Raw genomic sequence first — 25267 nt, 5'->3', positions numbered from 1 at the left:
GTTCACTCCCTATTTAACATCCAACGTTGGACGTAGGATGTCCTGTCAAAGCCTCCTGTCAGGAAGGGCGATGACATGCACGACGGTTACCCCCCAGAGCGCCGTACCGGGCGCTTCCGGCTTCGCCGGGCGGCCGCCGCGATGGCGTTCGCGGGCTTACTCATCAGCGCGCTCGGCACGCCGGCCGGCGCGAGCGGCGGCACCGGCGGCACCAGCGGCAACGCGCCGTTCGTGGACGAACAGGTGCTCTACAAGCAGGGCGAGTTCGGGTACGCCTGCTTCCGGATCCCCGCCGTGGTGCGGGCCGCGAACGGCATGGTCCTGGCGTTCGCCGAGGGGCGGGTGAAGGACTGCGGCGACGACGAGGACATCGACCTCGTGCTGCGCCGTTCCGCCGACGGCGGCCGGACCTGGGGGCCGCTGCAGGTGGTCTCGGAAGGCAACGGCACGACGCACGGCAACCCGGTGCCGGTCGTCGACCGGCGTACCGGGCGGGTCGTGCTGGTGAGCACCCACAACGGCGCCGAGCCCTGCCCGAACGGCTGCGACCGGGACCCCTGGGTGCAGGTCAGCGACGACCACGGGGCGACCTGGTCGGCCGCCAGGGAGATGACCGAGGGCAAGCGCCCGGAGTGGAACTTCTGGTACGCCACCGGCCCGATGCACGGCATCCAGCTCGAACACGGCCCGCACGCCGGCCGGCTGGTCGTCGGGGCGAGCTTCGAGAGCTGGGACCGCGTCGGCAAGCACGTGTACGGCACGCACCTGCTCTACAGCGACGACAGCGGGGTGACCTGGGACATCGGCGCCGAGACGTTCCACGACGACGGCACGGTCATCGCCCAGGAGGTCACCGTCGTCGAGCTCGCCGACGGGCGGATCTACGCCTCGGCCCGCGAGCGCGGCACCGACGAGGGCAGCCGGGCGTACGCGACCAGCAGCGACGGCGGCGCGACGTGGGACGAGCCGTTCCGCACCATGCCGGCGCTAGCGACGACCGACGTCCAGGCGTCGCTGCTGCGCTTCGGCGAGAGGCGTGTCCTGTTCTCCTCGCCGATGCACCCGGGCGCCCGTGAGGCGATGGGGATCCGGTCGTCCTACGACGAGGGTGACCACTTCGAGAGCTGGGAAGACGGCAAGGTCTTCCACTGGGGACCGTCGGCGTACTCCGACATGGTGCGTCTGGACGGCGACGAGGCGGCCCTGATGTACGAGGCCGGCAACATCTCGCCGTACGAGCAGATCCGGTACGCGCGCTTCAACGAGGCGTTCCTGGAGACGCCGAACGGCACCCCGCCCGGCATCCCCGGGCCCCCGGCGCCCGGCCCGACGACTCCGGACGCGTCGCCCGGCCGGAACGAGGCGTACGTCCGCGGTGGCGCGCGGACCACCGACGGGCGGTTCGGCGGCGGGCTGGCCCTGGACCGGGTGGACGACCGGGTGGAGGTGGCCTTCGACGACTCCATCGACCTGGGCGCGAGGGACTTCACGCTGACCTCCTGGATCCGCTACTCGGAGAAGACCGGCTCGCACGCGATCCTCTGGTTCCACCGGGTGGACCGCGGCACCAACCCGCCGGCGCTGTGGCTGCGCGCCGAGCCGGCCGCCAACCGGATCCGGGCGGTCCTGGCCGTCGACCGGTTCGACGTGACCGTGCAGTCGCCGAGCGCGTACAACGACGGGCAGTGGCATTTCGTGGCGCTCCAGCGGGTACGCGGTGAGCTCCGGCTGCTGGTGGACGGCGTACAGGTCTCCTCGGCGAAGGCGCCCGCCGGTTCGGTGACCCTCGGCAAGGAGTTCGGGCTCGACGGAATCCACGTCGGACAGCGGCTGGACGGCGCGGACCGCTTCCGCGGCACGCTCGACGAGGTACGCCTCTACCGGCGCGCTCTTTCCGGCGCCGAGCTGGACCTGATCCGGGAGCGCAACCTGCCGATCGGCGGCCGGCTCGGGCTGCGGCTGCCGTTCGACCACGTCAGCTGAGGAACTCGCGAACCGCCTGGCGGCGGCGCTCCCGGGACCCCGTGGGCGCCGTCGCCGCCGTGGACGGCATCCATCGACCGGCCGTCGAAGGACATCCTACGTCCGGAGCGACCCGCTGGACCTCCCCTGTACTGAACGGGCGGCGAACGAGGCTCGCTCGTTCGGTGGCCCGACCGTGTAGTCAGCGTAAAATCTCCTACACCGCCTGGCCTTCCGGGACCGAGAGGTGGGATGTTGACGCAAGGTCCTCGATGAGCCTGGAGGCAGCATGCCTACGCGTGACGGCGCGTCGCTTCAGGAGCGCATCGTCGCCCTGATCCACGAGCGCGGACTGGCCCCCGGGTCACCGATGCCGACCGAAGTGCAGTTGATGGATCTGCTCGGGGTGAGCCGCAACAGCGTCCGCGAGGCCGTCCGGGCCCTGGTGGCCCTGGGCATCGTCGAGATCCGGCACGGACATGGGACGTTCGTCGGGCACGCGTCGCTCGACGTCATGACCCCGTCACTCGCCTTCCGGGTGCGTTCGGGGCCGGGCGGCGGGATCCGCGCGCTGCGCGATCTGGTCGAGGTCCGCGAGCTGCTCGAGACCGGGCTGATCGGCCAGGTGGCCCAGAGCACCAGCCCCACCCGGCTCGCCGTACTGGACGCCCTGGTCAACGGCATGGACCGGGACCGGGAAGCCGATCGGGCGTTCCACGCGCTGCTGTACGAGTCGTGCGGCAACGAGCTGGTGCTGCAGCTGATCGGCCTGTTCTGGGACGTCTACCACGAGGTCGAGCCGACGCTCGGCCCGCCGGAGGAGCGGACCGCGGAGATCGTCGTCAACCATCGCCGGATCGTCGAGGCGCTGCGCGCCCGGGACTCCGAGGCGGCCAGGGAGGCGATGCGGCTGCACTTCCGCGACGTCAAGGCGCGCATCGCGCGGGCGAAGACCCCGCCGGTCCCCGCGCCGACCTGACCCGGCCGCGGCAGCCCGCGCTCGGCTGCCTCCGGATGTTCGACGCACGCGACCGGGCCGTCACGGGGTGCGGAACCCGCGGAAGGTGACGGGGCGGCGGGTGTCGAAGCCGAGCCGCTCGTAGAGGGCGATCGCGCCGGCGTTGGCCTCGGCCACGTGCAGGAAGGGGCGTTCGCCGCGCGCCACGATGCGGGCGACGAGCGCGCTGACCAGGCGGGCGGCGTGTCCGCGCCCGCGTGCCTCGGGGGCGGTGCAGACGGCGCTGATCTCGGTCCACCCCGGGGGCCGCAGCCGCTCACCCGCCATCGCCACCAGGATGCCGTTGTCGCGGATGCCGAGGTAGGTGCCGAGTTCGCGGGTGCGCGGCCAGAACGGCCCCGGTTGGGCCCGCGCGACGAGGTCGAGCATCTCGGGCACGTTGTCCGGCCCCAGCTCCGCCACGTCGGTGGCGAGGTCGTCGGGGAGGCCGCCGCCGGTCCAGATCATCTGCCGACCGTCTAGGACGAAGACCGGCTCCCAGTCCGGCGGCGGTGTCGCCGCGCCACTGAACATGTCGGCGACCTCGCCCCGCCCGAGCAGCCGGGCGAGGTCCGCCCACTCCCCCTCGTCCGCGTCGGCGGTCACCGCGGAGAAGGTGGCGACCCCCGGCTGGTAGGTGGCGGCCTTGCCGCGCCGGCGGGCGAGGTGCGCGTGGTGACCGCGCAGCGATGCGCCCACCGGGTCTTCGAGCGCGGTGGCGTCCCGGCTCGCCATGGTGCTCCGCCTCTCGGGTCGTACGGGGTTGCCGCCGGCCCCGCTGGACGGGGACCGGATCCGGCCGACCATCCTAGGGGCCCTGTCGCCGAGGTCCACGGACAGGGGACGGTGACGAGGTCATGGGTCGAACCCCTTGCGCGGATCGACGGGAAGCCGCCGGGCGGCCACGCCGGCCCAGCCGAGGCTGAGCGCGGCCACGAGCAGGACTCCGCCTGCGCCGAGGCCGGCGGCGACGAGGCCCGCCGCGCCGGGGATGACGAGCTGGCCGGTGCGGTTGCCGACCAGTCGCAGCGACATGGCCCGGCCGCGCATGCCCTCCGGTGCGGACTCGGCCAGCCATGACATCGTCAGCGGCTGGCCGACCCCGAGACCGAACCCGACGACGACGAGCAGCGCGGCCAGCAGCCACAACGGCATGGGCACCGGCGTGAGCAGCATGCCGGCGGCCGCGCCCAGCGTGCTGACGACCAGCAGCCGGCGCCGGCCCACGGCCCGGGCGAGGCGGCCGAGGAAGAAGCGCGAGATCATGGACGCCAGTCCGCGGAGCGTGAGCAGGAGCCCCACCGCGCCCGCGGTCAGCCCGAGCTCGGTGCCGAGCGCGGGCAGGTAGGCCAGGGTGATGTCGACCGCGGCCAGCACCACGCAGCTCGTCAGCAGGGCGTGCCCGAGTCCGGGCAGTCTCAGCAGCGTCCGCAGGTCGCCGCCGTCCGCTTCGGTGCGGCCGATCGGGTGGTTCGGGAGCAGGGCCGACAGCGCGAGCAGCAGCAGGGCCAGGCCGCAGGAGGCGGCGAAGATGCGGCCGGTGTCGGGGATCGCGCCCTCGCCGCCGAACGCGGCGATCAGCAGCGGGCCGGCGGCCTGGCCGAGCGAGGCGGCGAAGGTGTAGTGGCCGAAGGCGGTGTCGTGGCGGCCGCGTTCGGTGGTGTTGGCGACCAGCGCCTGCTGGGCGATGACGCTGCCCAGATGTCCGGTGCCGAGCAGGATCCCGGCCACGACCAGACCGGCGACGGTGTGGCCGATCGTGGTGAAGGCGATCGCGGCGGCGGTCAGGAAGAGCGCGCCCGCCACGGCCATGCGCCGCTCGCCGTAACGGTCGGCGGCGTGCCCGGCGGGCACGGCCAGCAGCAGCGGCGCGAGGGCGAAGCTGGCGCCGAGCACGCCGAGCCAGGCGGACGGCACGTCCAGCTCGATCGCCCGGTAGGACATGGTGGGGCGCAGCACGAACGTGATGATCTGGGTGCCGGCGGAGTGGGCCGGCAGGACGGCGTGCCGATGCCGGAAGTCAGGCATCGGCCTCGCCCTCGGCGGCGGAGCCCTCCGCCGGGTGGTGCTTGCGCAGCCGCCAGGCGGCCTGGGCGCCGAGGCTGGTGTCGATGTGCTCGCGCATGACGGCCGCGGCCGACTCCCCGTCGCCGGCGATGACGTACTCCAGCAGGGCCTCGTGCTCGACGGCCTTGCGGTCGCGGGCCGCCTGGCCGCGCTCGACCTCCAGGGCGAGGCGGCGGTAACGGTCGGCCTTGTCCCACAGCCCGTCGAGGGTCTGGATGAGCAGGTCGTTGTGGGAGGCGGAGTAGAGGGCGGTGTGGAACTTGCGGTGGGCGACGAGCTGCTCGACGGCGGGGTTGCCGGGCAGCGGCCTGAGACCTTCGTGGGCGGCGCGCATGGCGGCGATGTCGGCTTTGGTGCGGCGTTCGGCGGCCAGCGCGACCGCGAGCGGGTCAAGGGAACGGCGCAGCTCCAGCAGGTCACGGGCCTCCTCGGCGGCCAGCGGCGCGACGCGGGCGTCGCGGTGGGCGTCGAGCTCGACCAGCCCCTCGCTCTTCAGCCTCCGCAGCGCCTCGCGCAAGGGAGTGGTGCTGATGCCGATCTGGCGGGCCAGTTGCGCCTGGGCGATGACCGAGCCGGGCAGCAGCGCCCCGGACAGGATCAGCTCCTTGACCCGGAGGTAGGCGTAGTCCGCCTTGGTGGTGTAGAGCTCGGCCGCTGATTCGCTCATCGTTGTCCTGTCTCGTTGCCCGATGACGGTTATAACCTACACCTCTCGCCTGGCCTGTCGGCAAGCGGCCTGCTCAGCGCCGACCCGGCGCCACCAGGGCGATGCCAGTCGTAGCCACGTCACATTCCGGAAACGGAGGGTTGACGTCATAGGTTATAACGAAGCAGAGTGTGCGGAATCGCAGGCGGCGGCTGGTCGGCCCCGCCTGATCTAGGAGGAAGCACATGACCACCTTCCACCCCCCTTTCCGGGCAATCGGCGCCGCCGTGCTCGCGTTCGGTCTGCTCACGGCATGCGGCGGTGGTGGCGGTAGCGGCGAGGGGGCGCCGAACGAGCCGCCGCCGAACCAGATCGCGACGGGTCAGGCCCCGTCGTACTACCCGGCCGAGTACGGCCGGCTGATCGAGGCGTCCAGGAAGGAGGGCGGCACCCTCACCATCTACTCCAACACCGACCAGGAGAACTGGGCGCCGATCTTCCGCGACTTCCAGAAGAAGTACCCCTGGGTGACGAAGATCGCGGCCAACAACCTGGACAGCGACGAGGTGTTCCAGCGCGTACTCAGCGAGCAGGCCACCGGCAACTCGCCGGCCGACCTGGTCGTGTCGAACGCCGCCCAGGCGTGGGCCGACTTCGCCGGACGGCCGGCCACGCTGATGGAGTACGCCTCCCCGGAGAAGGACAAGCTTCCCGAGTTCGGTGAGCTGCTGCCCAACGTGTACGCGATGTCCATCGATCCGCTGTCGATCGCGTACAACACCGCCCTGCTGCCGGAGAAGCCGACCGGGCTCAAGAGCCTGGCGGCGATCCTGGCCCAAGGACCCCGCCCAGTACAAGACCAAGATCACTACACGGGACGTCAGCGGCGCGTTCGGCTTCACCGTCTCGCACGCCTTCGCCGACGCCCGCCCGGACTCCTGGGCCTCCCTGCAGTCGGTGCTCCCCCTGGCCAGGCCCGAGACCTCGTCCGGCACCCAGATGGAGAAGATCATCGCGGGCGAGTACGTGGCCGGGTTCTTCGTCAGCGCCGCCCCGGCGTACCCGGTGGTCGAGAAGAGCGGCGGCCTGCTGGCGATCTCCTTCCTCGACGACGGCACGGTCGCGCTGCCGCGCGGCATCGGCATCGCCGCCAAGGCGCCGCACCCGGCCACCTCGAAGCTGTTCGTCGACTTCATCCTGTCGCAGGAGGGTCAGCGGGCGGTGGCCGAGGGCGGGCTCACCTCCTACCGCGACGACGTCCCGGCCGCGGACGGACTGCACACCTACCAGGAGCTGGTGACGGCCGTGGGTGAGAGCAACGTGATTCTCGCCGCGTACGAGAAGCTCCCGGACGCCGAGGTCAAGACGTTCACCGACAAGTGGAACGGCCTGCTCGGCCGCTGAGAGGAATGCGATGACCACCCTGTCACCGCCGCGCCGGGGCTCGGCGCCGGCGCATCCCCCGCCCCGCTACCGCAGGCCGCTGGGGCTGACGCGGGAGAGCTGGCTGCAGTACGGCGTGTTGCTCCTGCTGGCCGTGCTGGTGCTGGCACCGGTGGTGCCGACGCTGTACCAGTCCTTCCTCGACCGTCCCCTGTACGAGGCGGGCGGCGTGCTCGGCGCCGGCAACTACGTGCGGCTGTTCACCGAGGCGGGATTCGGCCGCGTCGTGCTCAACACGGCGCTGTTCGCGGGGCTGACCACCGTGCTCAGCCTGCTCATCGCGGTGCCGATGGCGGTGATCGTGGTGCGCACGAAGCTGCCCGGCGGCCGCGTCTTCGCCGCCGCCATGCAGTGGCCGTTCTTCATCTCCTCGCTCATCCTCGGTTTCGGCTGGATCACCATGTACGGCCCGGCCGGGTTCGTCAGCGTCGAGGTGCGCCGCGTCCTCGGCTTCCTGCCGTGGGACCTGTACACCATCCCCGGCATGGCACTCACCGAGGCCGTGGCGCTGGCCCCGATCGTCTACACCTTCTGCGCGAACGCCCTGCGCCAGAGCGACGCCTCGCTGGAGGCCGCCGCGCAGGTGTGCGGTGCGGGACCGCTGCGCGTCCTGCGCTCGGTGATCCTGCCGCTGCTGCGCCCGCCCGTCGTCTACAGCTCCATCCTGGTGATCAGCATGTCGGTGGAGACGCTGAGCGTGCCGCTGCTGTTCGGCCAGCCGGTCGGCATCGACGTCTTCTCCACGTTCCTGTACCGCAACGGCCTGCAGTCGATCAATCCGGACTACGGCGTGCTGGGCGCGGCCTCGGCGATCATCCTGGTGGTGACGATCACCCTGGTCGCGCTGCAGGCCAAACTGCTGAAGAACGCCCAGCGGTTCGTCTCCGTACGTGGCAAGGCCACCCGCCCGCGGCCGCTGGACCTGGGGTGGCTGAAGTGGATCAGCGCTGCCGCCATCGCCTTCTACGTCGTCATGGGGGCCCTGATCCCCATCGGCGGGCTGGTGTTCCGCTCGTTCACGCAGGTGTTCACGCCGCTGCAGTCGCCCTTCAAGAGCCTCACCGGCGACAACTACGAGCGCATCTTCACCTATCCGGTGTACGTGCAGTCGATCGTCAACAGCCTGCTGGTGGCCGCGATCGGCGCCGTCCTGGTCAGCGTGCTGTCGCTGGCGGCGGTCATGGTGGCCAGGCGGTCGAGCTTCCGTTTCGGCCGCGCGGTGGAGTATCTGGCGCTCGCCCCGCAGGCGATGCCCGGCATCATCGTCGGCATCGGCCTGTTCTGGGCGCTGGCCTTCGCCCCCTTCGGGCTGGGCAGCCTGCTCCAGGGCACGCTGTGGGTGCTGATCATCGGGTTCGGGCTGCGCGCGCTGCCCAGCGGGTTCGGCTCCATCTCGCCGTCGATCATGCAGATCGGCCGCGAGCTGGACAACGCCGCCCGCGTGTCGGGGGCCGACTGGGTGCGCACGTTCACCCGCATCCTGGCCGCGCTGCTGCGGCCGGCCTTCGCCGGGGCGCTGATCCTGACGTTCGTGACGCTGCTCAAGGAGTACTCGCCCGCGGTCTTCCTGGCCTCGGCCGACACCAACATCATCGGCACCACCATGCTCGAACTGTGGGTGCAGGGCAACACCGGCTCCGTGGCCGCCCTGGCCAGCCTGCAGATCGCCATCACGGCGACCTTCGTCGGGCTCGCCGGACTCCTCCTCAAGGGACGCCACCAGAAAGCAGACGACAATGCCTGAGGTCAAGGTCGCCCACCTGTCCAAGCGCTTCGGCGACAACGCCGTCCTGCGCGACATCTCGTTCACCATCGCCGACGGCGAGTTCTTCACCCTGCTCGGCCCCAGCGGCTGCGGCAAGTCCACCACCCTGGCCTGCATCGCCGGCCTGGAGCAGCCCACCAGCGGGAGCATCGCCGTCGGAGCCGCCACCTTCGTCGACGCGGGCACGTTCGTGCCCCCCGAGGGCCGCAACCTCGGCATGGTGTTCCAGTCGTACGCGCTGTGGCCGCACATGACCGTCGCCCAGAACCTGGCCATGCCGCTGAAGATCCGCAAGGTCGACCGGCGCGAACAGGACACGCTCATCACCGAGGCCCTGGGCAAGGTGGGACTGGCCGAGCTGAGGGACCGCTACCCGCACCAGCTCTCCGGCGGCCAGCAGCAGCGCGTCGCGCTCGCCCGCGCCCTGGTCTACTCCCCCGGCGTCCTGCTGCTCGACGAGCCGCTGTCCAACCTGGACGCCAAACTGCGCGACCAGGCCCGCGCCTGGCTCAAGCGGCTGCAGACCGAACTCGGCATCACCACCGTGTACGTCACCCACGACCAGGAGGAGGCGCTGGCCCTGAGCGACCGCATCGCGGTGATGTCCAAAGGCGACATGGTGCAGATCGGCGCCCCCGAAGAGATCTACGAGAGGCCGGCCACCGCCGAGGTCGCCGCCTTCGTCGGCCGCTGCAACTTCCTCACCGGCACCGCGACCGGCCCGCGGGAGGTGCGGCTCGACTGCACCGGGCAGGCCGTCGCCGTCCCCGGCACCGCCGTGACCGCCGGCACCCGCGTCACCGTGGCGATCCGCCCCGAACGGCTGGAGATACTCCCGCCCGGCCGCACCGCGCCCGCCGACGTCAACGTGCTCACCGCCCAGGTGCTCACCAGCTCCTACGTCGGCGCCCGCCACGAGTACGACCTGCGCCTGGGCGACCACGTCAGCGAGGCCGAGACCTCCCGCCCCGGTCTGGCCGGAGAGGTGACGCTCGTCGCCGAGCCCGCCGCGTTCCTGCTCTATCCGACCACCGACGCCCTGCCCCAGGACGTCGAAGCGCTCATCACCATCGCACAGTGAGGACTTCTGTGACTTCCTACCGTCTTGGCGTGCTCGAAGGCGACGGCATCGGGCCCGAGATCGTGCCCGCGTCCGTCCTGGTCGTGGACGCCGCGCTCGCGGCGGCCGGCGCCGCCCCCGCCGACTGGGTGGAGCTGCCGCTGGGCGCCTCCGCCATCGGCACGCACGGCGATGCCGTACCGGAATCGACGCTGACGGCGCTGGAGGGACTGGACGCCTGGCTGCTCGGCCCGCACGACAGCGCCGCCTACCCCGAGCCGCACCGCTCCAAGCTCAACCCCAGCGGCACCATCCGCAAGCACTTCGACCTGTTCGCCAACATCCGCCCGGCCAAGTCGTTCGAGGGCGCCGACGCGATCGTCCCCGGCACCGACCTGGTCATCGTGCGGGAGAACACTCAGGGCTTCTACGCCGACCGCAGCACCTACAAGGGCACCGGCGAGTTCATGCCGTCGCCCGACGTGGCCATCGCCATGGGCATCATCACCCGGCCCGCGGTCGAGCGGATCGCCGTCGAGGCGTTCGAGCTGGCCTCCCGCCGGCGCGGCAAGGTCACCGTCGTCCACAAGGCGAACGTGCTGAAGCTCACCACCGGCATGTTCCGCGACGTCTGCCAGGAGGTCGCCGCGGGCTACCCGGACGTGACCGTGGACGACTTCCACATCGACGCGATGACCGTCCACCTGGTGCGGCGGGCGAACGACTTCGACGTGATCGTCACCGAGAACATGTTCGGCGACATCCTGTCCGACCTGGCCGGAGAGATCGCCGGATCGCTCGGCATCGCCCCGTCCATCAACTCCTCCCACGAGCGCGCCATGGCGCAGGCGGCCCACGGCTCCGCCCCCGACATCGCCGGCCGCGACCTGGCCAACCCGATCGCGATGATCCTGTCCAGCGCCATGCTGCTCGACTGGCTGGGCGCCCGGCACCAGGATTCGGCCCTGGCCGAGGCCGCCACGCGCATCGAGGCGGCGGTCGCCGACACCGTCCGCGCCGGCATCCGTACCCGGGACATGGGGGGCACGACCGGCACCCGGGCCTTCGCGGAGGCCGTCGCCGCCGGCGTGAAGCGATGACCTTCACGGTCGCCGTCGTCAACGCCACCCCGGCCTCCATCCAGCCCGCCGCCGACGGGCTCGCCGAAGGGTTCCCCGAGGCCACCGTCTGGCACCTGCTGGACGACCGGCTCGTGACGGAGGCCGACGCGGCCGGCGGCATGACGCCCGCGCTTACGCGACGCATGCTGGCGCTCGTCGACCACGCGGTCCGCGGCGGCGCGGACGCCGTGCTGCTGTCCTGCTCCATGTACGGCCCCGCCGCCCAGCTGGCGCGGCGGTTGCACGACGTGCCGGTGACGGGCTCGGACGAGGCGATGTTCGCCGAAGCCGGGCGGCGCCGGCCCGGCACGGTCCTGGTGCTCGGCTCGCTCGGCTCGGCGGCGGCGGACTCGGCCCGGCGGCTGGAAGAGGTGGCGGGCGGCGCCGAGATCCGCGCGGTCGCGGCGCCGGGAGCCGCCGCCGCGGCGGCCTCCCAGGACTGGCCGGACCTGACCGACGTGCTCGCGCGGGCCGCCGGGCCCGCCCTGCCCGGTGCCGACCTGGTCCTGCTCGGCCAGTACTCGATCAGCCCGGTCCATGCCGAGCTGGGCGACCGGCTCGGCGTGCCGGTGCTGAGCCCGCCGCTCGCGGCGGCCAGGGCGTTGCGCGAGGCCCTGCGATGAGCCCGCTGCTCGGCTGCGTGGCCGACGACTACACCGGCGGCACCGACGTGGCCGCGGCCTTCCGGCGGTCGGGGCTGCGTACGGTCCTGCTGTTCGGGCCGCCGGAGCCCGGCGCGGTCCTGCCGGGTTGCGACGCGGTCGTCGTCGCGCTCAAGACCCGCTCGGTCCCGGCCGGGGAGGCTGTGGCCGCCTCGCGCGCCGCCCAGGACTGGCTGGCCGGCGCCGGCGTCCGGCGGCTCTACGTCAAGTACTGCTCCACCTTCGACTCCACCGACCAGGGCAACATCGGCCCGGTCGCCCGGGCGCTGGCCGAGGCGGGCGGGGCCGGCCTGACCGTCGTGTGCCCGGCCTCGCCCGAACACGGCCGTACCGTCTACCAGGGGCACCTGTTCGTCGGTGACCGGCTGCTGTCGGAGTCGCCGATGCGGCACCACCCGCTCACCCCCATGACGGACTCCGACCTGGTCCGCGTCCTGGGACGGCAGACGCCGCACGGCGTCGCGCTGATCCCGCTGCGGACGGTGGAGCGCGGCGCCGGCGCGGTGCGATCCGCGTTGGACGAGCTGGAGGCGCGCGGCGTCCGCCACGCCGTGACCGACGCCGTCAGCGACGGCCACCTCGACATCATCGCCCGCGCCGCCGCGCACCTGCCCGTGATCACGGGCGCCGCGGGGCTGGCCCGCGCGACCGGCGCTCTCGCCGGCACGGACCTTCCCGCCACGGACCTTCCCGCCGGGGACGGCGTGCCGGCGCTGCCGCCGGGGCCGTCCGTGGTGCTCGCGGGCAGTTGCTCGGCGGCCACGCTGGAGCAGGTGGCGGTGGCGCGCGGGCGCATGCCCGCCCACCGGCTGCACGCGCACGACGACGGTCAGGCCGAGGCGCTGAGCTGGCTGGAGAGCCGGCTCGCCCGGGAGGAGCGGATGCTGGTCTACTCCTCGGCCCCGCCGGAGCGGCGTTCGCCAGGCGCGGCCGCGTTCCTCGAACGGGCGCTGGCCGCCGTCGCGGCCCGCGCCGCCGAACTGGGCGCGCGCCGCATCGTCGTGGCCGGCGGCGAGACCTCCGGCGCCGTGGTGAACGCGCTCGGCGTGACGGCCGCGGTCGTCGGCGCGGAGGCCGACCGTGGTGTCCCGTGGCTGCTCACCACCGGCGAACCGCGCCTGGCGCTGCTGCTCAAGTCCGGCAACTTCGGCCGTCCCGACCTCCTCGTCCGAGCCACGGAGACACCATGACCAGCCTGGCACGCCAGGTCGCCGACCTGGGCGCGTCCCTGTTCCACCGGCGGCTCACCCACGGCCGCACCGGCAACATCAGCGCGCGCACCGGCGACACGTTCCTCATCACGCCGACCGGCGGCTCGCTCGGCACCGTGACGCCCGGCGCCCTGTCCGTCGTCGACCTGGCCGGAAAGCACCTGGACGGGCCGCGCCCGTCCAAGGAGGCGTTCCTGCACGCCGCCCTCTACCGGGCCCGCCCGGACGCGGGCGCGGTCGTCCACCTGCACAGCACGCACGCCGTCGCCGTGTCCTGTCACGACGGGCTCGACCCCGAGGACGTGCTGCCGCCCCTGACCGCCTACTACGTGATGCGGGTCGGACGGCTGCCGCTGCTGCCCTACCACGCGCCCGGCGACCCGGCGCTGGGACCGCTGGCCGAGCGGGCGGCCCGTACCGCGCACGCGCTGCTGCTGGCCAACCACGGCCCGATCGTGGCCGGCGCCGGCCTCGCCGCCGCCGCCGACGCGATCGAGGAACTGGAGGAGACGGCGCGGCTGTGGCTGCTGCTGCGTGACCGTCCCGTCCGGCCGCTCACTCCCGGCCAGGTCAGGAGCCTGTCATGATCCCTTCCTCCGAACTGATCGGCTTCGGCGTCGCGGTCCTGACCGCGCTCGGCGTCCCCGAGCGGGATGCCCGGCTGGTGGCCGACAGCCTGGTCACGGCCGACGCGTGGGGGCACCCCTCGCACGGCATGCTGCGCCTGGAGTGGTACGCCGACCGCCTGCGCTCCGGCGCCATGCGCGCGGTGACCGACGTGGCGACCGTGGTGGACGGCGGCGCCGTCGCCGTGCTCGACGGCCGCGACGGCGTGGGGCAGGTCGTCACCGCGTACGCGGCCCGTGACGCGGTACGCCGGGCGGGTGAGCACGGCATCGGCGCGGTGGCCGTGCGCAACAGCAACCATTTCGGCACCGCCGCCTACTTCACCCGCATGATCGCCGCCGAGGGCTACGTCGCCCTGCTGACCACCAACGGCAGCCCCGCCATGGCCCCCTGGGGCGGCACGGAGAAGAGCGTCGGCGCCAACCCCTGGTCCATCGCGGTGCCGGGCGGGCGGCGCGGCCCCGTCGTGCTCGACATCGCCAACACCACCGTCGCCCGAGGCAAGATCTACGCCGCCCTGGAGCGCGGGGAGGCGATCCCCGAAGGCTGGGCCCAGACCGCGGACGGCAGCCCCACCACCGATCCGGCCCAGGCCGTCGACGGGCTCATCCTGCCCATGTCGGGGCACAAGGGCTACGGCATCTCCTTCATGATGGACGTGCTGTCCGGCGTGCTGACCGGCAGTTCCTACGCCACCGACGTGGCCGGCCCGTACGTTCCCGACCGCCGCAGCGGCTGCGGCCACCTGCTCCTGGCCCTGCGCCTCGACGCCGTGGCCGACCCCGCCGACTACGCCCGCCGCCTCGACGACCTCATCGACCGCACCAAAGCCGTGCCGCTCGCGCCCGGCTTCGACGAGATCTTCTACCCCGGCGAGATCGAAGACAGGAACGCCGCCAGAACCGGTGTGCGCCTGCCCGGCAAGACCCTGCGCGGCCTCGAACGCCTCGCCGATGCCTGCGGACTGCCGCATCCCGGGTGGATGACCGCATGTTCGTCGTGATCGTCCATCTGCGGGCGCGGCCCGACCGTCTCGGCACCTTCCTCACCGGCATCGAGGCCAACGCCCGCGCCACCCGGCGGGAGCCCGGCTGCCTCCGCATCGACGTCGTGCGCGCCGACGAGGACCCGCACCGGTTCATCCTGTACGAGATCTACCGGGACCGGACGGCCTTCTTCACCGAGCACCGCTCCGCGGCGCACTACGCCGCCTGGCGGCAGATCGCCGAGGAGTGCGTGACCGAGCATCGCAACACCTTCTGCCATCCCGTCTCGCTGCAAGGCAAGGACTCGTGACCGACTACCTCACGGCGGGAGCCCGCCGCTACCGCATCCATCCCGTCCACTCCCCCGCGCGCCTGCCGTACAGCCTGCGCATCATGCTGGAGAACCTGCTCCGCCATCGCGCGCCCGCCGAGCAGGTGGCGGCGCTGACCGGATGGCAGCCGCGCGGGGACCGCACCGCGGCGGTGGATCTGCGTCCGGCCCGCGTGTTCCTGCACGACACCAACGGGGTGCCCGCCCTCGCCGACCTGGCCGCGATGCGCGACGCCATGGCCGCACTCGGCGGCGACCCCGAGCGGGTCAACCCGGCCGTCCCCGCCGAACTCGTCGTCGACCACTCGATCATCGCCGACGTCTTCGGCCGCCCGGACGCCCTGGCGCGCAACGCCGAGCTGGAGTACGAGCGCAACGCCGAGCGCTACCGCTTCCTGCGCTGGGGGCAGGCGTCACTGCGCGGCTTCACGGTGGTGCCGCCGGGCAAGGGCATCATGCACCAGATCAACGTCGAGTACCTGGCTCGCGTGGTGATGACCCACGACGGTGCGGCCTACCCGGACCTGTGCCTGGGCACCGACTCGCACACCACCATGGTCAACGGGCTCGGCACGCTCGGCTGGGGCATCGGCGGCATCGAGGCCGAGGCGGCCATGCTCGGGCAGTCGGTGTCCATCCTCGTCCCCGACGTGGTCGGCGTGCGCCTGCACGGCGCGCTCCCCACCGCCGCCACGGCGACCGATCTCGTGCTCACCCTCACCGAGAGGCTGCGCGAGCACGGCGTGGTCGGCAAGATCGTCGAGTTCCACGGGCCCGGCGTCACCGCGCTGCCGGTCACCGACCGGGTGACGATCTCCAACATGAGCCCGGAGTTCGGCTCCACCGCCGCGCTGTTCCCCGTCGACGACGAGACCATCCGGTACCTGCGCTTCACCGGCCGTTCCGACGAGCAGGCCGACCTGGTCGAGGCCTACGCCAAGGCACAGGGCCTGTGGCACGACCCCGCCGCGCCGCCTTCCTACACCGCCGACCTCGACCTCGACCTGTCCAGCGTCGTCCCGTCGGTCGCCGGCCCCCGCCGGCCGCAGGACCGCATCCCCCTGGACGGCGTCAAGGCGGCCTTCCGCGCCCAGAACCATCCGCCCGTCGAAGCCCGGGCCGGCCAGGAGATCGGCCACGGCACCGTCGCCATCGCCGCCATCACCTCCTGCACCAACACCTCCAACCCGTCGGTCATGGTCGCCGCCGGGCTGCTCGCCAAGAAGGCCGCCGAACGCGGCCTGCGCGTCAAACCCTGGGTGAAGACGACGCTGTCACCCGGTTCGCGCGTTGTCATGGACTACTACGCCGAGGCCGGCCTGATCCCGGCCCTGGAGCGGCTCGGCTTCGCCCTGGCCGGGTTCGGCTGCATGACCTGCATCGGCGCCTCCGGCCCGCTCGTCGACGAGGTGTCGCGCGCCGTGGCCGAGCACGATCTCGACGTGGCCGCGGTCCTGTCCGGCAACCGCAACTTCGAGGGCCGCATCCAGCCCGAGGTCCGTTCCAACTATCTCGCCTCCCCGCCGCTCGTCGTCGCCTACGCGCTGGCCGGCACCGTGAACGTCGATCTCACCGTCGAGCCTCTCGGGACCGGCGCCGACGGCCGCCCCGTCCACCTGCGGGATCTGTGGCCCAGCCCGGACGAGGTACGCGCCGTCATCGACAGGGTGATCCGCCCCGAGATGTTCACCCGCGCCTACGCCGGCATCCTCGACGGCGACGAGCGCTGGCAGCGCCTGGACGCTTCCGCCTCCGCCACCTACCCCTGGGACCCCGGCTCCACCTACGTACGCCGCGCCCCCTACCTGGACGGGATGCCCGCGGAGCCGCCGCCCGTCACCGACATCCGCGACGCCCGGGTCCTGGTCAAGCTGGGCGACTTCATCACCACCGACCACATCTCGCCGGCCGGCGCCATCCTGCCGTCCAGCCCCGCCGGACGCTACCTCACCGGGCTGGGAGTCCCCCGCCACCAGCTCAACACCTACGCCTCCCGCCGCGGCAACCACGAGGTCATGATGCGCGGCGCCTTCGCCAACGTCCGCCTGCGCAACCAGCTCGCCCCCGGCACCGAAGGCGGTCTCACCCCCAACTTCCTGGACGGCGGCCGGGTCACCAGCGTGTACGAGGCCGCCTGCGCCTACCGGGCCGCCTCGGTGCCCGCCGTGGTGCTGGCCGGTGAGGGCTACGGCGCCGGCTCCTCACGCGACTGGGCGGCCAAGGGGCCCGCGCTGCTGGGCGTCGAAGCCGTGATCGCCAAGTCGTTCGAACGCATCCACCGGTCGAACCTGGTCGGCATGGGGGTGCTCCCGCTGCAGTTCCTCCCCGGGGAGGGCCCCGGCGAGCTCGGCCTGACCGGCCACGAGACCATCACCGTCGCCGGGCTCGCGGCACTCGACGGGCCGGACCGCCCGCCCACGCTCACCGTGACCGCCGGCGCCATCACCTTCCAGGCCCGCCTTCGCCTGGACACGCCACGCGAGGCCGCCTACTACCGGCACGGCGGCATCATGCCTTACGTCCTGCGCCACCTGCTCGCGGGCTGAGGCCCCTGTGGCGGCAGGGCGTTCGTGGATCATTCGGGCCGAGGACGCAGACGAGCGAGCGCGATGCACCGCCCCCGTCCGACGACCGCCCGGCGGGCCCGGCGGCGGCTCAGGCGACCACCACGCGCCGCCCGCGCGCGTGACCGGCCTGGCTGTCGATGTGCGCCTTCGCGGCCTCGGCGAGCGTGTACGACCGCTCGACCGGGATGTGAAGTCTTCCCCGCTCGATGAGGCCGACGGCTTCGGCGAGCGCTGCCGGCACGCTCCCGGCCGCACCGGAGAATCGCACCCCGAACTCCGGTGCGCCGAGGTCGGCGATGGAGATCACCTTCCGCGGGTCGCCGGTCAGCTCGACGAGCTCGCGGATCACGCCCGAGCCGGCCAGATCGAGGGCCGCGTCGACGTGGCCGAGCTGCCTCACCCGCTCGACCCAGCCCTCCCCGTACGTCGTGGCGAGGGCGCCCAGGTTGCGTAGATAGTCCTGGTTCGCCACCCCGGCCGTGCCGATCACCGTGATGCCGCGGTCGCGGGCGATCTGCAGCACCGCCGATCCGACGCCCCCGGACGCACCGCTGACCAGCAGAGTCTGGCCGGGCCGCACCCCGACCTCGCGGATGATGCGCAGCGCGGTCTCGACCACCGAGGGGTAGCCGGCCGCCTCTTCGAACGTCAGACCTTCCGGCATGCGGGCCCAGGCGGACAGCACGGCGTACTCGGCATAGGTGCTGGAGCCTTCGCCGAACACGTGGTCGCCGGCCTTGACGTCCTCGACGCCCTCGCCCACCTCGTCCACCACCCCCGAGGCGTCCAGCCCGACCCCGGCGGGCAACGTGATCGGATGGGCCTTCAGCATCTGGCCTTCGCGCACCCTCCAGTCGACGGGGTTCACGCCCGCCGCCCGTACGGCGATGCGGATCTGGCCGGGGCCCGCGTGGGGCTCCTCGGCGTCTATGAGTTGCAGAACGTCCGGGCCGCCGAACTCGGCGAAGCTCACCTTCTTCATGCGGCCGACCGTAGCACTAACGGTTAGCGTTTCGAAACGGATGGTCTTTTGTATTTGCTAGCATCAGGGCATGACCGTGCTGTTCGGACGCCGGGAGCGCAAGAAGGCCGCGACCCGCCAGAACATCGCCGAGACCGCCCTGCGGCTCTTCCTCGAGCGGGGCTACGACGCGGTGGGCCTGCGTGACGTGGCCGCCGAGGCCGACGTGGCGGTGACCACGATCTTCGCTCACTTCGCCTCGAAAGAGGCCCTGGTGTTCGAGCAGGACGGAACCTTCGAGCACCGCCTCACCCAGGCGGTCACCGATCGGCCGCCGGGCGAGCCGCTCATTCCTGCGCTGCGCCGCGAGATCCATGCCATGGTGCGACACTGCACGGCGGAGGGTGCCGCCCCGATCTGGCGCATGATCGACGAGTCACCGGCCCTGCGGGACTACGAGGTGGCGATGAGGCTGCGCCATGCGGAGTCACTGGCGGCGGCCGTCGCCGCCGACCTTGATCTGCCGTCGATCACGACGGCCTGCCGGACGATCGCCAGGTTCGTGATCGACGCGCATTCGCTGGCTCGCGAGGCGGCCGATCCGGAGGCCGCGGTGGACGAGATCTTCCGGATGATCGAGGCGGCCTGGGACGCCGCGGGCCGGAGGTCTACCTGCTGATACGCGCCCTGTCCCAGGCGTCCGCCCCCACCCCCGACGTCCTCGCCCGCGCCATCGGCGTCGTCCTCACGGGCCTGTCGGCAGCGGGTCCGGGGCCCTCGCCGTCAGCCTGAACAGCTCCGGCACGGGGGCGAAGTCGACGGATCCCGACGCATCGCCCGCCGTCGCGTCCGGCCGTCCCGCGCTGTTCACTGCCGCGGACTGGCCGGTGCCTCGGCGGACACCTGCTTGCATTTCTTCTCGGCGGCCTTGAAATCCGGGTCCTCACCGGCCTCCTGGGTGATGCGCATCATGCCGCCCTCGGGGTCGGGGTAGGCCTCGACGCCGTTGTCGCGCATGCACTGGGCCATCTTGCGCAGGTCCTCGGCCATCTTGGGGTCGTTGCGGACCCGCTGCCGGCCGGTCGGCGCGTACTGCCTGCACGCCTCCTGGGCAGCCTCGACCTTGTCCTGCGGCGCGTCGAGCGTCATCGTCAGCCTGCCGCTGGGGTCGGGGTCCGGCATGTCGATGTCGTGCTCCCGCATGCATTGGGCGTACTTCAGCGCCCTCTCCTGCGAGTCCGCGCTCGGTGCGGCGCGGGCCCCGGTCCGGTCTCCGGCCGAGGCCACATCCGCGCCGCCCGGATCGCCGGAACCGCAGCCGGTCAGCCCCAGCGTGAGCACGAGCGGTGCCGTGACCAGCGCGCGTAGAACCCGTCCTGTCATGGAATCTCTCCTCGTCGAACGAACCGTCGGGATGGACGTCGTCACGAACAGAGATCAATAGCGCAACGCCCCTATGGAAGGGATATGGTCCGTCGATCGGCCCTCGATCGGTGCCGGCCAGTAGATGTGGACCCTCGAAAATCCCCAGCGAGAGGATCACATCGATGAGGCGTGGCACGACTGCCGGCACGGCCGCCGGGGTGGCATGCGCGGTGCTGGCGCTCAGCGTCCCCGCACCCGCCGGCGCCGAGCAGGTCAAGCTGGGAGACGTCCAGCGGGCGATCACGAACCTGGCGAAGACCGACGGCGTGGTGGGCGCCATCGGCGAGGTGTACGTCGGCGGCGAGCGGGTGGGCAAGGGGACGGCCGGCTCGCGTCTGCTCGGCGGCAAGGGCGGGCGCATCCCCTCGGATTCCCGTTTCCGCATCGCGTCCCAGACCAAGCTGATGGAGGCCACGGTCGTCCTGCAACTCGTGGGTGAGGGCAAGCTCGGCCTGGACGGCAAGCTCGGTGACCTGCTGCCCGAGCACGACTTCCCGGACGGGGCCGAGACGATCACTGTGCGGGATCTGATCCGGCACACTTCAGGCATTCCCGATTTCCTCGAAAGCGGGGCGTTCGACGTCTTCGACTTCACCACCGCCTACAAGCCGATCGACCTGGTGAAAGCCGCATACACCCTGCCCCTGGGCGAGCTTGGCCGGTACCGCTACTCCACCACCAACTACGTCCTCCTAGGCATGATCATCGAAAGGGTGACCGGCCACGATCGCGCCGTCGAGTTCAAGCGGCGCCTGTTCGCCCCCCTCGGCATGAAGAGCACCTACCTGGCCACCAGGGTCTCCGACCGGATCAAGGGGCCGCACGGACACGGTTACTCCCCCGACGCCAAGGGCCGGCCCCGCGACGTCGACCGGCTCAACGCCACCAGCTACGGCGCCGAAGGAGCGATCTCCACCGCGCACGACGTCAGCGCCTTCTACCGCGCGCTCGGCCAGGGCAAGCTGGTCCCCGCGGATCTGCAACGGCAGCTGCCACGACCGTTCCCCGGCCTGTGCGGCGGAACGGTCTCCTCGGCCTCCGGCGGCATGCCCGGCATCACCTCCACCACCTTCTCCTCGGCCGACGGCCGGATCCAGTTCGCGGTGGCCGCCACCTTGAAGGTCGACAACGAGAAGGCGACGGCCGTCGGCGAGGCCGTGAACAGGGCTGCCGAAGCCGTGCTGTGCCCCGGCCCATGACCGGAGCCGTCCGCCTGCCCTCTGCCGGAGGCCTTGGCGGTCCTCCTCCACGTCCCGACCAGGAAGGAATCGTTGCCGTGAACCGTTGGACCAGGGCGCGCCTCGGGGTGCTGAGTTGCGCGATGGTGGGCACCGCCCTGCCGGGCATCGCTGTCGCTGACCGGGCCGATCCCGCTGTCGACTGGAAAGCCTGCCCCTCCTACTCCGATGCCGCGATCGTCAACATGGGCTATCCCCGAGAGCGGATAGCGGCGTTCCGCGCCCAGATGAAGCGCCTGAACTGCGGGACGGTGAGCGTCCCACTGGATCACAGCCGCCCTGACGGCCGGAAGATCACCATCGCGATCACCCGGCTGGCCGCCGTGGACCAGGAGCACCGGCTCGGCGCCCTCGCCGTCGCCCCCGGCGGGCCGGGGCAGCCCGGGTACCTCGATCCCCTCAGGGTCACGCTCGCCAACAAGGAGAGCGCGCGGCTGAACGACCGGTTCGACCTCATCGGCTTCGATCCCCGTGGCGTGAACTACAGCACCAAGGTCAACTGCGAAGGTTCAGGTCAGATCCACGGGAACTCCGGTCCCTTGACGAAGGCGGCGGCCAGGCGGAACTACGACGCCGGGGCAGCCGGCAACCTGGCCTGCGGGCGGACCGATCCCGCCTTCCTCGGCCGGCTCACCACCGTGAACGTGGCCCGGGACCTGGATCTGGTGAGAGCCGCCTTGGGCCAGGCCGACCTCAACCTGCTCGGCGTGTCCTACGGCACCTGGCTCGGCGCGGTCTACCGCAGCCTCTTCCCCGACCGGACCGGCCGCGTCTTCCTCGACAGCGTGGCCTTCTCGGGCAACAGCCTCGCCGAACACGAACAGGCGCGCGTACGGGCCACCGAACGCAATTTCTCGCGCTTCGCCGCCTGGCTCGCCCGTCACCACAAGATTTTCGGCCTCGGCACCACCGGCCGGCAGGTGCGCGCCGCGGTCCTGAAGCTCGGCCGCGACCACGACCGTAACCCCAGGTCCTTCACCGACCTGAAGGCGACCATCGACGGCGGCTCGATCGCCGGGCTGGCCGCGAGAACCTCACGCGACTGGCCGCAGGCGGGCAAGGCGCTCGCCGAATTGCGGGATGCGACCGGCAGCACCGCGCCGCCCACCGTCAAGCAGATCTTCGGCGCCCGGCAGCCCCCGCCCGTTCCCGGCGCGACGGAGTGGGTCAACATGACGATGAACCGTGCGGTCATGTGCAACGAGGACCATAGCCGGCTCAGCTTCTCCGCCGCCTGGTCCGCTTACCAGAAGCTCCTCAAGCGCAATCCGGTCACCGGCCGGGCCTCGCACTTCGGCGCCGGATGCGCCGGCTGGCCGCTGCCGGCACAGACGACCCGGCTGCGCCACGGCGAAGGGTCGCTCGTCCTGGCCGGGCACCGTCACGAGTTCATGTCCGCGTACGAATACGCGGCTCAGATGCAGGCCAAGATCGGCGGCAGGGTCTACACCGTCGACGACGACGCCCACTCCTCAGCCCTCCGCGAATGCGCCGCCGACGTGGTCGCCTACTTCGCCAGCGGCCTGATCGACAAGGGCTGCGCCGGCGCCAAGGTGCCGGCGCCGTGATCCGGCGCCCTTCCGCCCGGGGCATCGGGGTCCGGGAGGTCGACGGTGATGTCGAGGCCGCCGCCGGGGCGGGCGGCGACCGCGACGCGTCCCCGGTGGGCGAGGGTGATCGCGCGCACGATGGACAGCCCCAGGCCCAGGCCGTCGGTGCGGACGCGGGCGCCTTGCCCGTGCACGAACGGCTCCAGCAGCGTCCGCGCCTCCTCCGGCGCGATCTCGCGGCCGGTGTTGCTGATCCTCAGGACGGCGCGTCCGGCCGCTGCGTACGTTTCGATCATGAGGTGCCCGCCGGTGTGGTTGTAGCGGAGCGCGTTGTCGACCAGGTTGCCGATCATCCGTTCGAGCAGCACTGGCTCGCCGGTGACGGGTGCGGGCCGCAGCCCGGCGCGTACGGATATGCCGGCGGTCGCCGCCCGCCCCTCGGCCGCGCCGAGGGCGGTGGCCGCGATGGCGGCCAGGTCGGCCGGTTCCCGCGCGCTGAGCCCTGCCTGGCTGCGGGCCAGCAGCAGCAGCCCGTCCAGGACGCGTTGCATGTGCTCGACGGCGTCGCGGACGTCACCGGCCATCGCGAACAGCTCGTCGCGGCTGGGCCGGCCGTCCAGGGTGACGTCGATCGCGGTGCGTGCGGTGGTCAGCGGCGTACGCAGCTCGTGGGCGGCGTTGGCGGTGAACAGCCGCTGGCTGTCCAGGATCCGTTCGCGCTCGGTGACGCCGCGCTGGATGCGGTCCAGCATGTCGTTGACCGTGCCGGCCAGCGCCGACAGCTCGTCGGCCGGGGTCGTGACGGGGACCCGCTCGGTGAGGTTCTCGGCCGACAGCCGCCGGGCGGCCGAGGAGATCACGCGGATCGGCCGCAGCACCCGGCCGGCCACCAGCCAGGCCAGCACGGCGGACAGGACGGTCACCACCACGAGCGCCAGACCGGCCTGGGGCAGCAGCGCGGACAGGGTGTCGGCCCGCACCTGGCCGACGAGATCGTGCAGGTCCCGCGCCCGCGGCGGCATCAGCCGGAGCGTGCCCTGCGGGTCGGGGCCACCCGGGTCCAGGTGGGTGACGAGCGCGGGGCGTCGCCGCATCAGCAGGTAGGTCAGCCCGGTCAGCGCGGCCCCGGCGGCCAGCACGAGGGCGGTCTGCAGCGACGCGAGCCGGGCCCGGGCCGTCAGCTTCATGGGCTGATCCGGTAACCGGCGCCGATGACGGTCTCGATCACGGGCGGGTCGCCGAGCTTGCGGCGCAGCGTGCCGACGGTGATCCGGACCGCGTTGGTGAACGGGTCGGCGTGCTCGTCCCACGCCATCTCCAGCAGCGTCTCCGCGCTGACGACGGCGCCGCCGGCGGCCAGCAGCTGCTCCAGCACGCCGAACTCCTTGGGGGTCAGCCGCAGCAGCCGCCCGTCCCGCTCGGCGCTGCGACGGGCCGGATCCAGCGCCACGCCGCCGGCGCGCAGCACCGTCGGGCGGGCCGGCGCGCTGCGCCGCACGAGCGCGTGCACGCGGGCGACCAGCTCCGAGAACGCGAACGGCTTGCCGAGGTAGTCGTCGGCGCCCAGCATCAGCCCGCCGACCCGGTCCTCCACGGCGTCGGACGCGGTCAGCATCAGCACCCGCGACCTGCCCCGCCGGGCGAGCCGGCGGCACACCGCGTCGCCGTGCACGAGCGGCAGGTCCCGGTCCAGGACGACCACCTCGTACGGGGTGAGCTCGCACTTGTCCAGCGCGCTGCGCCCGTCCAGTGCGACGTCGACGGTGAAACCGTGCTTGCGCAGCCCGGCCTCGATGTATCCGGCGAGGGGCTGCTCGTCTTCGACCAGGAGCACACGCATCCGGGCAGTATCGCAACGCCCGCATATGGGCCACATATGGTCCGCGACCGTGGCCGGCACGTCGCGGACCGACAACCGAACGCCGAGCGGCGAAACTTTTCGACGCTGAAAATTTCACGGTACGCGGGCCGGAACGCTACGTGGCGCCGGCGGCCGAATACACCGGTAGCCGGAAATCAATCATCCGGCGGAGTGCCGTATCAGGCGGCACTCCGCCTGGTTAACGCCCATCCGATTCGGTGCCGGAGAATGTCCCGCTGGACGGTTCCCAGGCGCCGCCAATAACGTCGTCGAAACGGACGTCACTTCAGGCAGAGGAGACGAGAATTGCCATCCACCACCTCGCGGCGCCGCGTCGCGGCACGGCTCCTGACCGTCGTTCTCGCGCTGCTGGCCACGGCCTCCGTGCCGGCCCACGCCGCCACCTCCAGCGCGCAGGTGCCCATCACCCTGGAGGTCTACGGGGACTACGGGCAGAAGCTGTCCGGCATGTACGGCTGGGTCGAGTTCAACGACAGCACGACGTACACGTATCAGTTCTATCTGTGCCGCGAGTCGAGCTACAGCGCCGCCGGCGGCTACGTCCGGATCAATGACCGTACCGTCCAGCGCGCCTCCCACAGCTTGAATTACGGCGACACGAAAATCGCCCAGTGCAAATACCCGGCAAGGCTGTACAGCAGGACCGATTATGTCGGCAGCACCGTCACGAACGTGACGTTCGAGGTCGAGGGAGTGAATTTCAACGGGCAGAATCAGGCGACCTGGAGAAGGAATTCGGCCACGTACGACAACCCGTTCAACTGAC

24 protein-coding genes are annotated in these 25267 nt (G+C 72.0%); 16 read left to right on the top strand and 8 right to left on the bottom strand.

The window, feature by feature from the left end; all coding sequences use genetic code 11:
* Window positions 1-75 precede the first annotated feature (75 nt).
* Window positions 76-1983, top strand: coding sequence for a sialidase family protein (locus ADY59_RS15285; RefSeq protein ID WP_197093653.1), 1908 nt, complete (start codon window positions 76-78; stop codon window positions 1981-1983).
* Window positions 1984-2251: 268 nt separating this feature from the next.
* Window positions 2252-2941 carry a FadR/GntR family transcriptional regulator gene (locus ADY59_RS15280; RefSeq protein WP_049562641.1) on the top strand — a complete coding sequence of 230 codons (690 nt, stop codon included), beginning with the start codon at window positions 2252-2254 and terminating at the stop codon, window positions 2939-2941.
* 60 nt (window positions 2942-3001) lie between these two features.
* Here ADY59_RS15280 and ADY59_RS15275 read toward each other — a convergent pair whose 3' ends face one another.
* From ADY59_RS15275 to ADY59_RS51400, 4 genes are all read right to left on the bottom strand, one after another.
* Window positions 3002-3694: a GNAT family N-acetyltransferase gene (locus tag ADY59_RS15275; RefSeq protein WP_049562677.1), complete on the bottom strand. Its 693-nt coding sequence runs from the start codon at window positions 3692-3694 to the stop codon at window positions 3002-3004.
* A gap of 120 nt (window positions 3695-3814) precedes the next feature.
* Window positions 3815-4987 carry an MFS transporter gene (locus tag ADY59_RS15270; RefSeq protein ID WP_049562640.1) on the bottom strand — a complete coding sequence of 391 codons (1173 nt, stop codon included), beginning with the start codon at window positions 4985-4987 and terminating at the stop codon, window positions 3815-3817.
* Window positions 4980-5693 carry a GntR family transcriptional regulator gene (locus tag ADY59_RS15265; protein ID WP_049562638.1) on the bottom strand — a complete coding sequence of 238 codons (714 nt, stop codon included), beginning with the start codon at window positions 5691-5693 and terminating at the stop codon, window positions 4980-4982. The genes ADY59_RS15270 and ADY59_RS15265 overlap by 8 nt, the downstream gene beginning before the upstream one ends.
* 439 nt (window positions 5694-6132) lie before the next feature.
* Window positions 6133-6486 (bottom strand): hypothetical protein, encoded by a 354-nt coding sequence (locus ADY59_RS51400; protein WP_053174783.1) that lies wholly within the window; start codon window positions 6484-6486, stop codon window positions 6133-6135.
* Window positions 6487-6629: 143 nt separating this feature from the next.
* Here ADY59_RS51400 and ADY59_RS51395 point away from each other — a divergent pair, with 143 nt between their 5' ends.
* From ADY59_RS51395 to acnA, 10 genes are read left to right on the top strand one after another with little or no spacing between them, the layout of a single operon-like run.
* Entirely contained in the window at window positions 6630-7076 is a 447-nt protein-coding gene (locus ADY59_RS51395; protein ID WP_053174780.1) for an ABC transporter substrate-binding protein, read from the top strand.
* Between the two features lie 10 nt (window positions 7077-7086).
* The gene (locus ADY59_RS15255; RefSeq protein ID WP_049562636.1) at window positions 7087-8859 is read left to right on the top strand and encodes an ABC transporter permease; all 1773 of its coding nucleotides are present in this window, start codon (window positions 7087-7089) and stop codon (window positions 8857-8859) included.
* A complete protein-coding gene (locus ADY59_RS15250; RefSeq protein ID WP_049562634.1) occupies window positions 8852-9961 on the top strand; it encodes an ABC transporter ATP-binding protein in 1110 nt (369 codons plus the stop codon). Before ADY59_RS15255 ends, ADY59_RS15250 begins: the two co-directional genes overlap by 8 nt.
* 29 nt (window positions 9962-9990) lie before the next feature.
* On the top strand, window positions 9991-11040 hold the full coding sequence (locus ADY59_RS15245; protein ID WP_231618730.1) for an isocitrate/isopropylmalate dehydrogenase family protein: 1050 nt from the start codon (window positions 9991-9993) through the stop codon (window positions 11038-11040).
* On the top strand, window positions 11037-11684 hold the full coding sequence (locus ADY59_RS15240) for an aspartate/glutamate racemase family protein (protein WP_049562630.1): 648 nt from the start codon (window positions 11037-11039) through the stop codon (window positions 11682-11684). Before ADY59_RS15245 ends, ADY59_RS15240 begins: the two co-directional genes overlap by 4 nt.
* Window positions 11681-12913, top strand: a complete 1233-nt coding sequence (otnK, locus tag ADY59_RS15235) for a 3-oxo-tetronate kinase (RefSeq protein WP_049562628.1) — start codon at window positions 11681-11683, stop codon at window positions 12911-12913. Before ADY59_RS15240 ends, otnK begins: the two co-directional genes overlap by 4 nt.
* The gene (gene otnC, locus ADY59_RS15230) at window positions 12910-13521 is read left to right on the top strand and encodes a 3-oxo-tetronate 4-phosphate decarboxylase (protein WP_049562626.1); all 612 of its coding nucleotides are present in this window, start codon (window positions 12910-12912) and stop codon (window positions 13519-13521) included. Before otnK ends, otnC begins: the two co-directional genes overlap by 4 nt.
* Entirely contained in the window at window positions 13518-14564 is a 1047-nt protein-coding gene (locus ADY59_RS15225) for an Ldh family oxidoreductase (protein WP_049562623.1), read from the top strand. The genes otnC and ADY59_RS15225 overlap by 4 nt, the downstream gene beginning before the upstream one ends.
* Complete coding sequence (locus ADY59_RS15220) at window positions 14552-14857, top strand: putative quinol monooxygenase (RefSeq protein ID WP_049562621.1); 306 nt, start codon at window positions 14552-14554, stop codon at window positions 14855-14857. Before ADY59_RS15225 ends, ADY59_RS15220 begins: the two co-directional genes overlap by 13 nt.
* A complete protein-coding gene (gene acnA / locus ADY59_RS15215; RefSeq protein WP_049562619.1) occupies window positions 14854-17424 on the top strand; it encodes an aconitate hydratase AcnA in 2571 nt (856 codons plus the stop codon). The genes ADY59_RS15220 and acnA overlap by 4 nt, the downstream gene beginning before the upstream one ends.
* Before the next feature lie 109 nt (window positions 17425-17533).
* Here the strand turns inward: acnA and ADY59_RS15210 are convergent, their stop codons facing one another.
* Window positions 17534-18427 (bottom strand): NADP-dependent oxidoreductase, encoded by an 894-nt coding sequence (locus ADY59_RS15210; protein WP_049562617.1) that lies wholly within the window; start codon window positions 18425-18427, stop codon window positions 17534-17536.
* Window positions 18428-18497: 70 nt separating this feature from the next.
* Between ADY59_RS15210 and ADY59_RS15205 the strand changes: the two genes are divergently transcribed.
* Complete coding sequence (locus ADY59_RS15205; RefSeq protein WP_049562615.1) at window positions 18498-19085, top strand: TetR/AcrR family transcriptional regulator; 588 nt, start codon at window positions 18498-18500, stop codon at window positions 19083-19085.
* A gap of 188 nt (window positions 19086-19273) precedes the next feature.
* Here the strand turns inward: ADY59_RS15205 and ADY59_RS15200 are convergent, their stop codons facing one another.
* A complete protein-coding gene (locus ADY59_RS15200; RefSeq protein ID WP_049562613.1) occupies window positions 19274-19789 on the bottom strand; it encodes a hypothetical protein in 516 nt (171 codons plus the stop codon).
* A gap of 164 nt (window positions 19790-19953) precedes the next feature.
* Between ADY59_RS15200 and ADY59_RS15195 the strand changes: the two genes are divergently transcribed.
* Window positions 19954-21030: a serine hydrolase domain-containing protein gene (locus tag ADY59_RS15195; RefSeq protein ID WP_049562611.1), complete on the top strand. Its 1077-nt coding sequence runs from the start codon at window positions 19954-19956 to the stop codon at window positions 21028-21030.
* A 77-nt stretch (window positions 21031-21107) separates the two neighbouring features.
* Window positions 21108-22637, top strand: coding sequence for an alpha/beta fold hydrolase (locus tag ADY59_RS15190; RefSeq protein ID WP_197093652.1), 1530 nt, complete (start codon window positions 21108-21110; stop codon window positions 22635-22637).
* On the opposite strand, the gene ADY59_RS15185 is transcribed toward ADY59_RS15190, so the two are convergent.
* A complete protein-coding gene (locus tag ADY59_RS15185) occupies window positions 22577-23806 on the bottom strand; it encodes a sensor histidine kinase (RefSeq protein ID WP_049562610.1) in 1230 nt (409 codons plus the stop codon). The genes ADY59_RS15190 and ADY59_RS15185 overlap by 61 nt on opposite strands.
* Window positions 23803-24459 (bottom strand): response regulator transcription factor, encoded by a 657-nt coding sequence (locus ADY59_RS15180; RefSeq protein WP_049562609.1) that lies wholly within the window; start codon window positions 24457-24459, stop codon window positions 23803-23805. The genes ADY59_RS15185 and ADY59_RS15180 overlap by 4 nt, the downstream gene beginning before the upstream one ends.
* Before the next feature lie 327 nt (window positions 24460-24786).
* Here ADY59_RS15180 and ADY59_RS15175 point away from each other — a divergent pair, with 327 nt between their 5' ends.
* Window positions 24787-25266 carry a hypothetical protein gene (locus ADY59_RS15175; RefSeq protein WP_049562607.1) on the top strand — a complete coding sequence of 160 codons (480 nt, stop codon included), beginning with the start codon at window positions 24787-24789 and terminating at the stop codon, window positions 25264-25266.
* The last annotated feature ends 1 nt before the right edge of the window (window position 25267 follow it).

This window comes from Nonomuraea sp. SBT364, assembly GCF_001083785.1.
Taxonomy (GTDB): Bacteria; Actinomycetota; Actinomycetes; order Streptosporangiales; family Streptosporangiaceae; genus Nonomuraea.
This window is presented reverse-complemented; position numbering and strand designations above follow the sequence as displayed.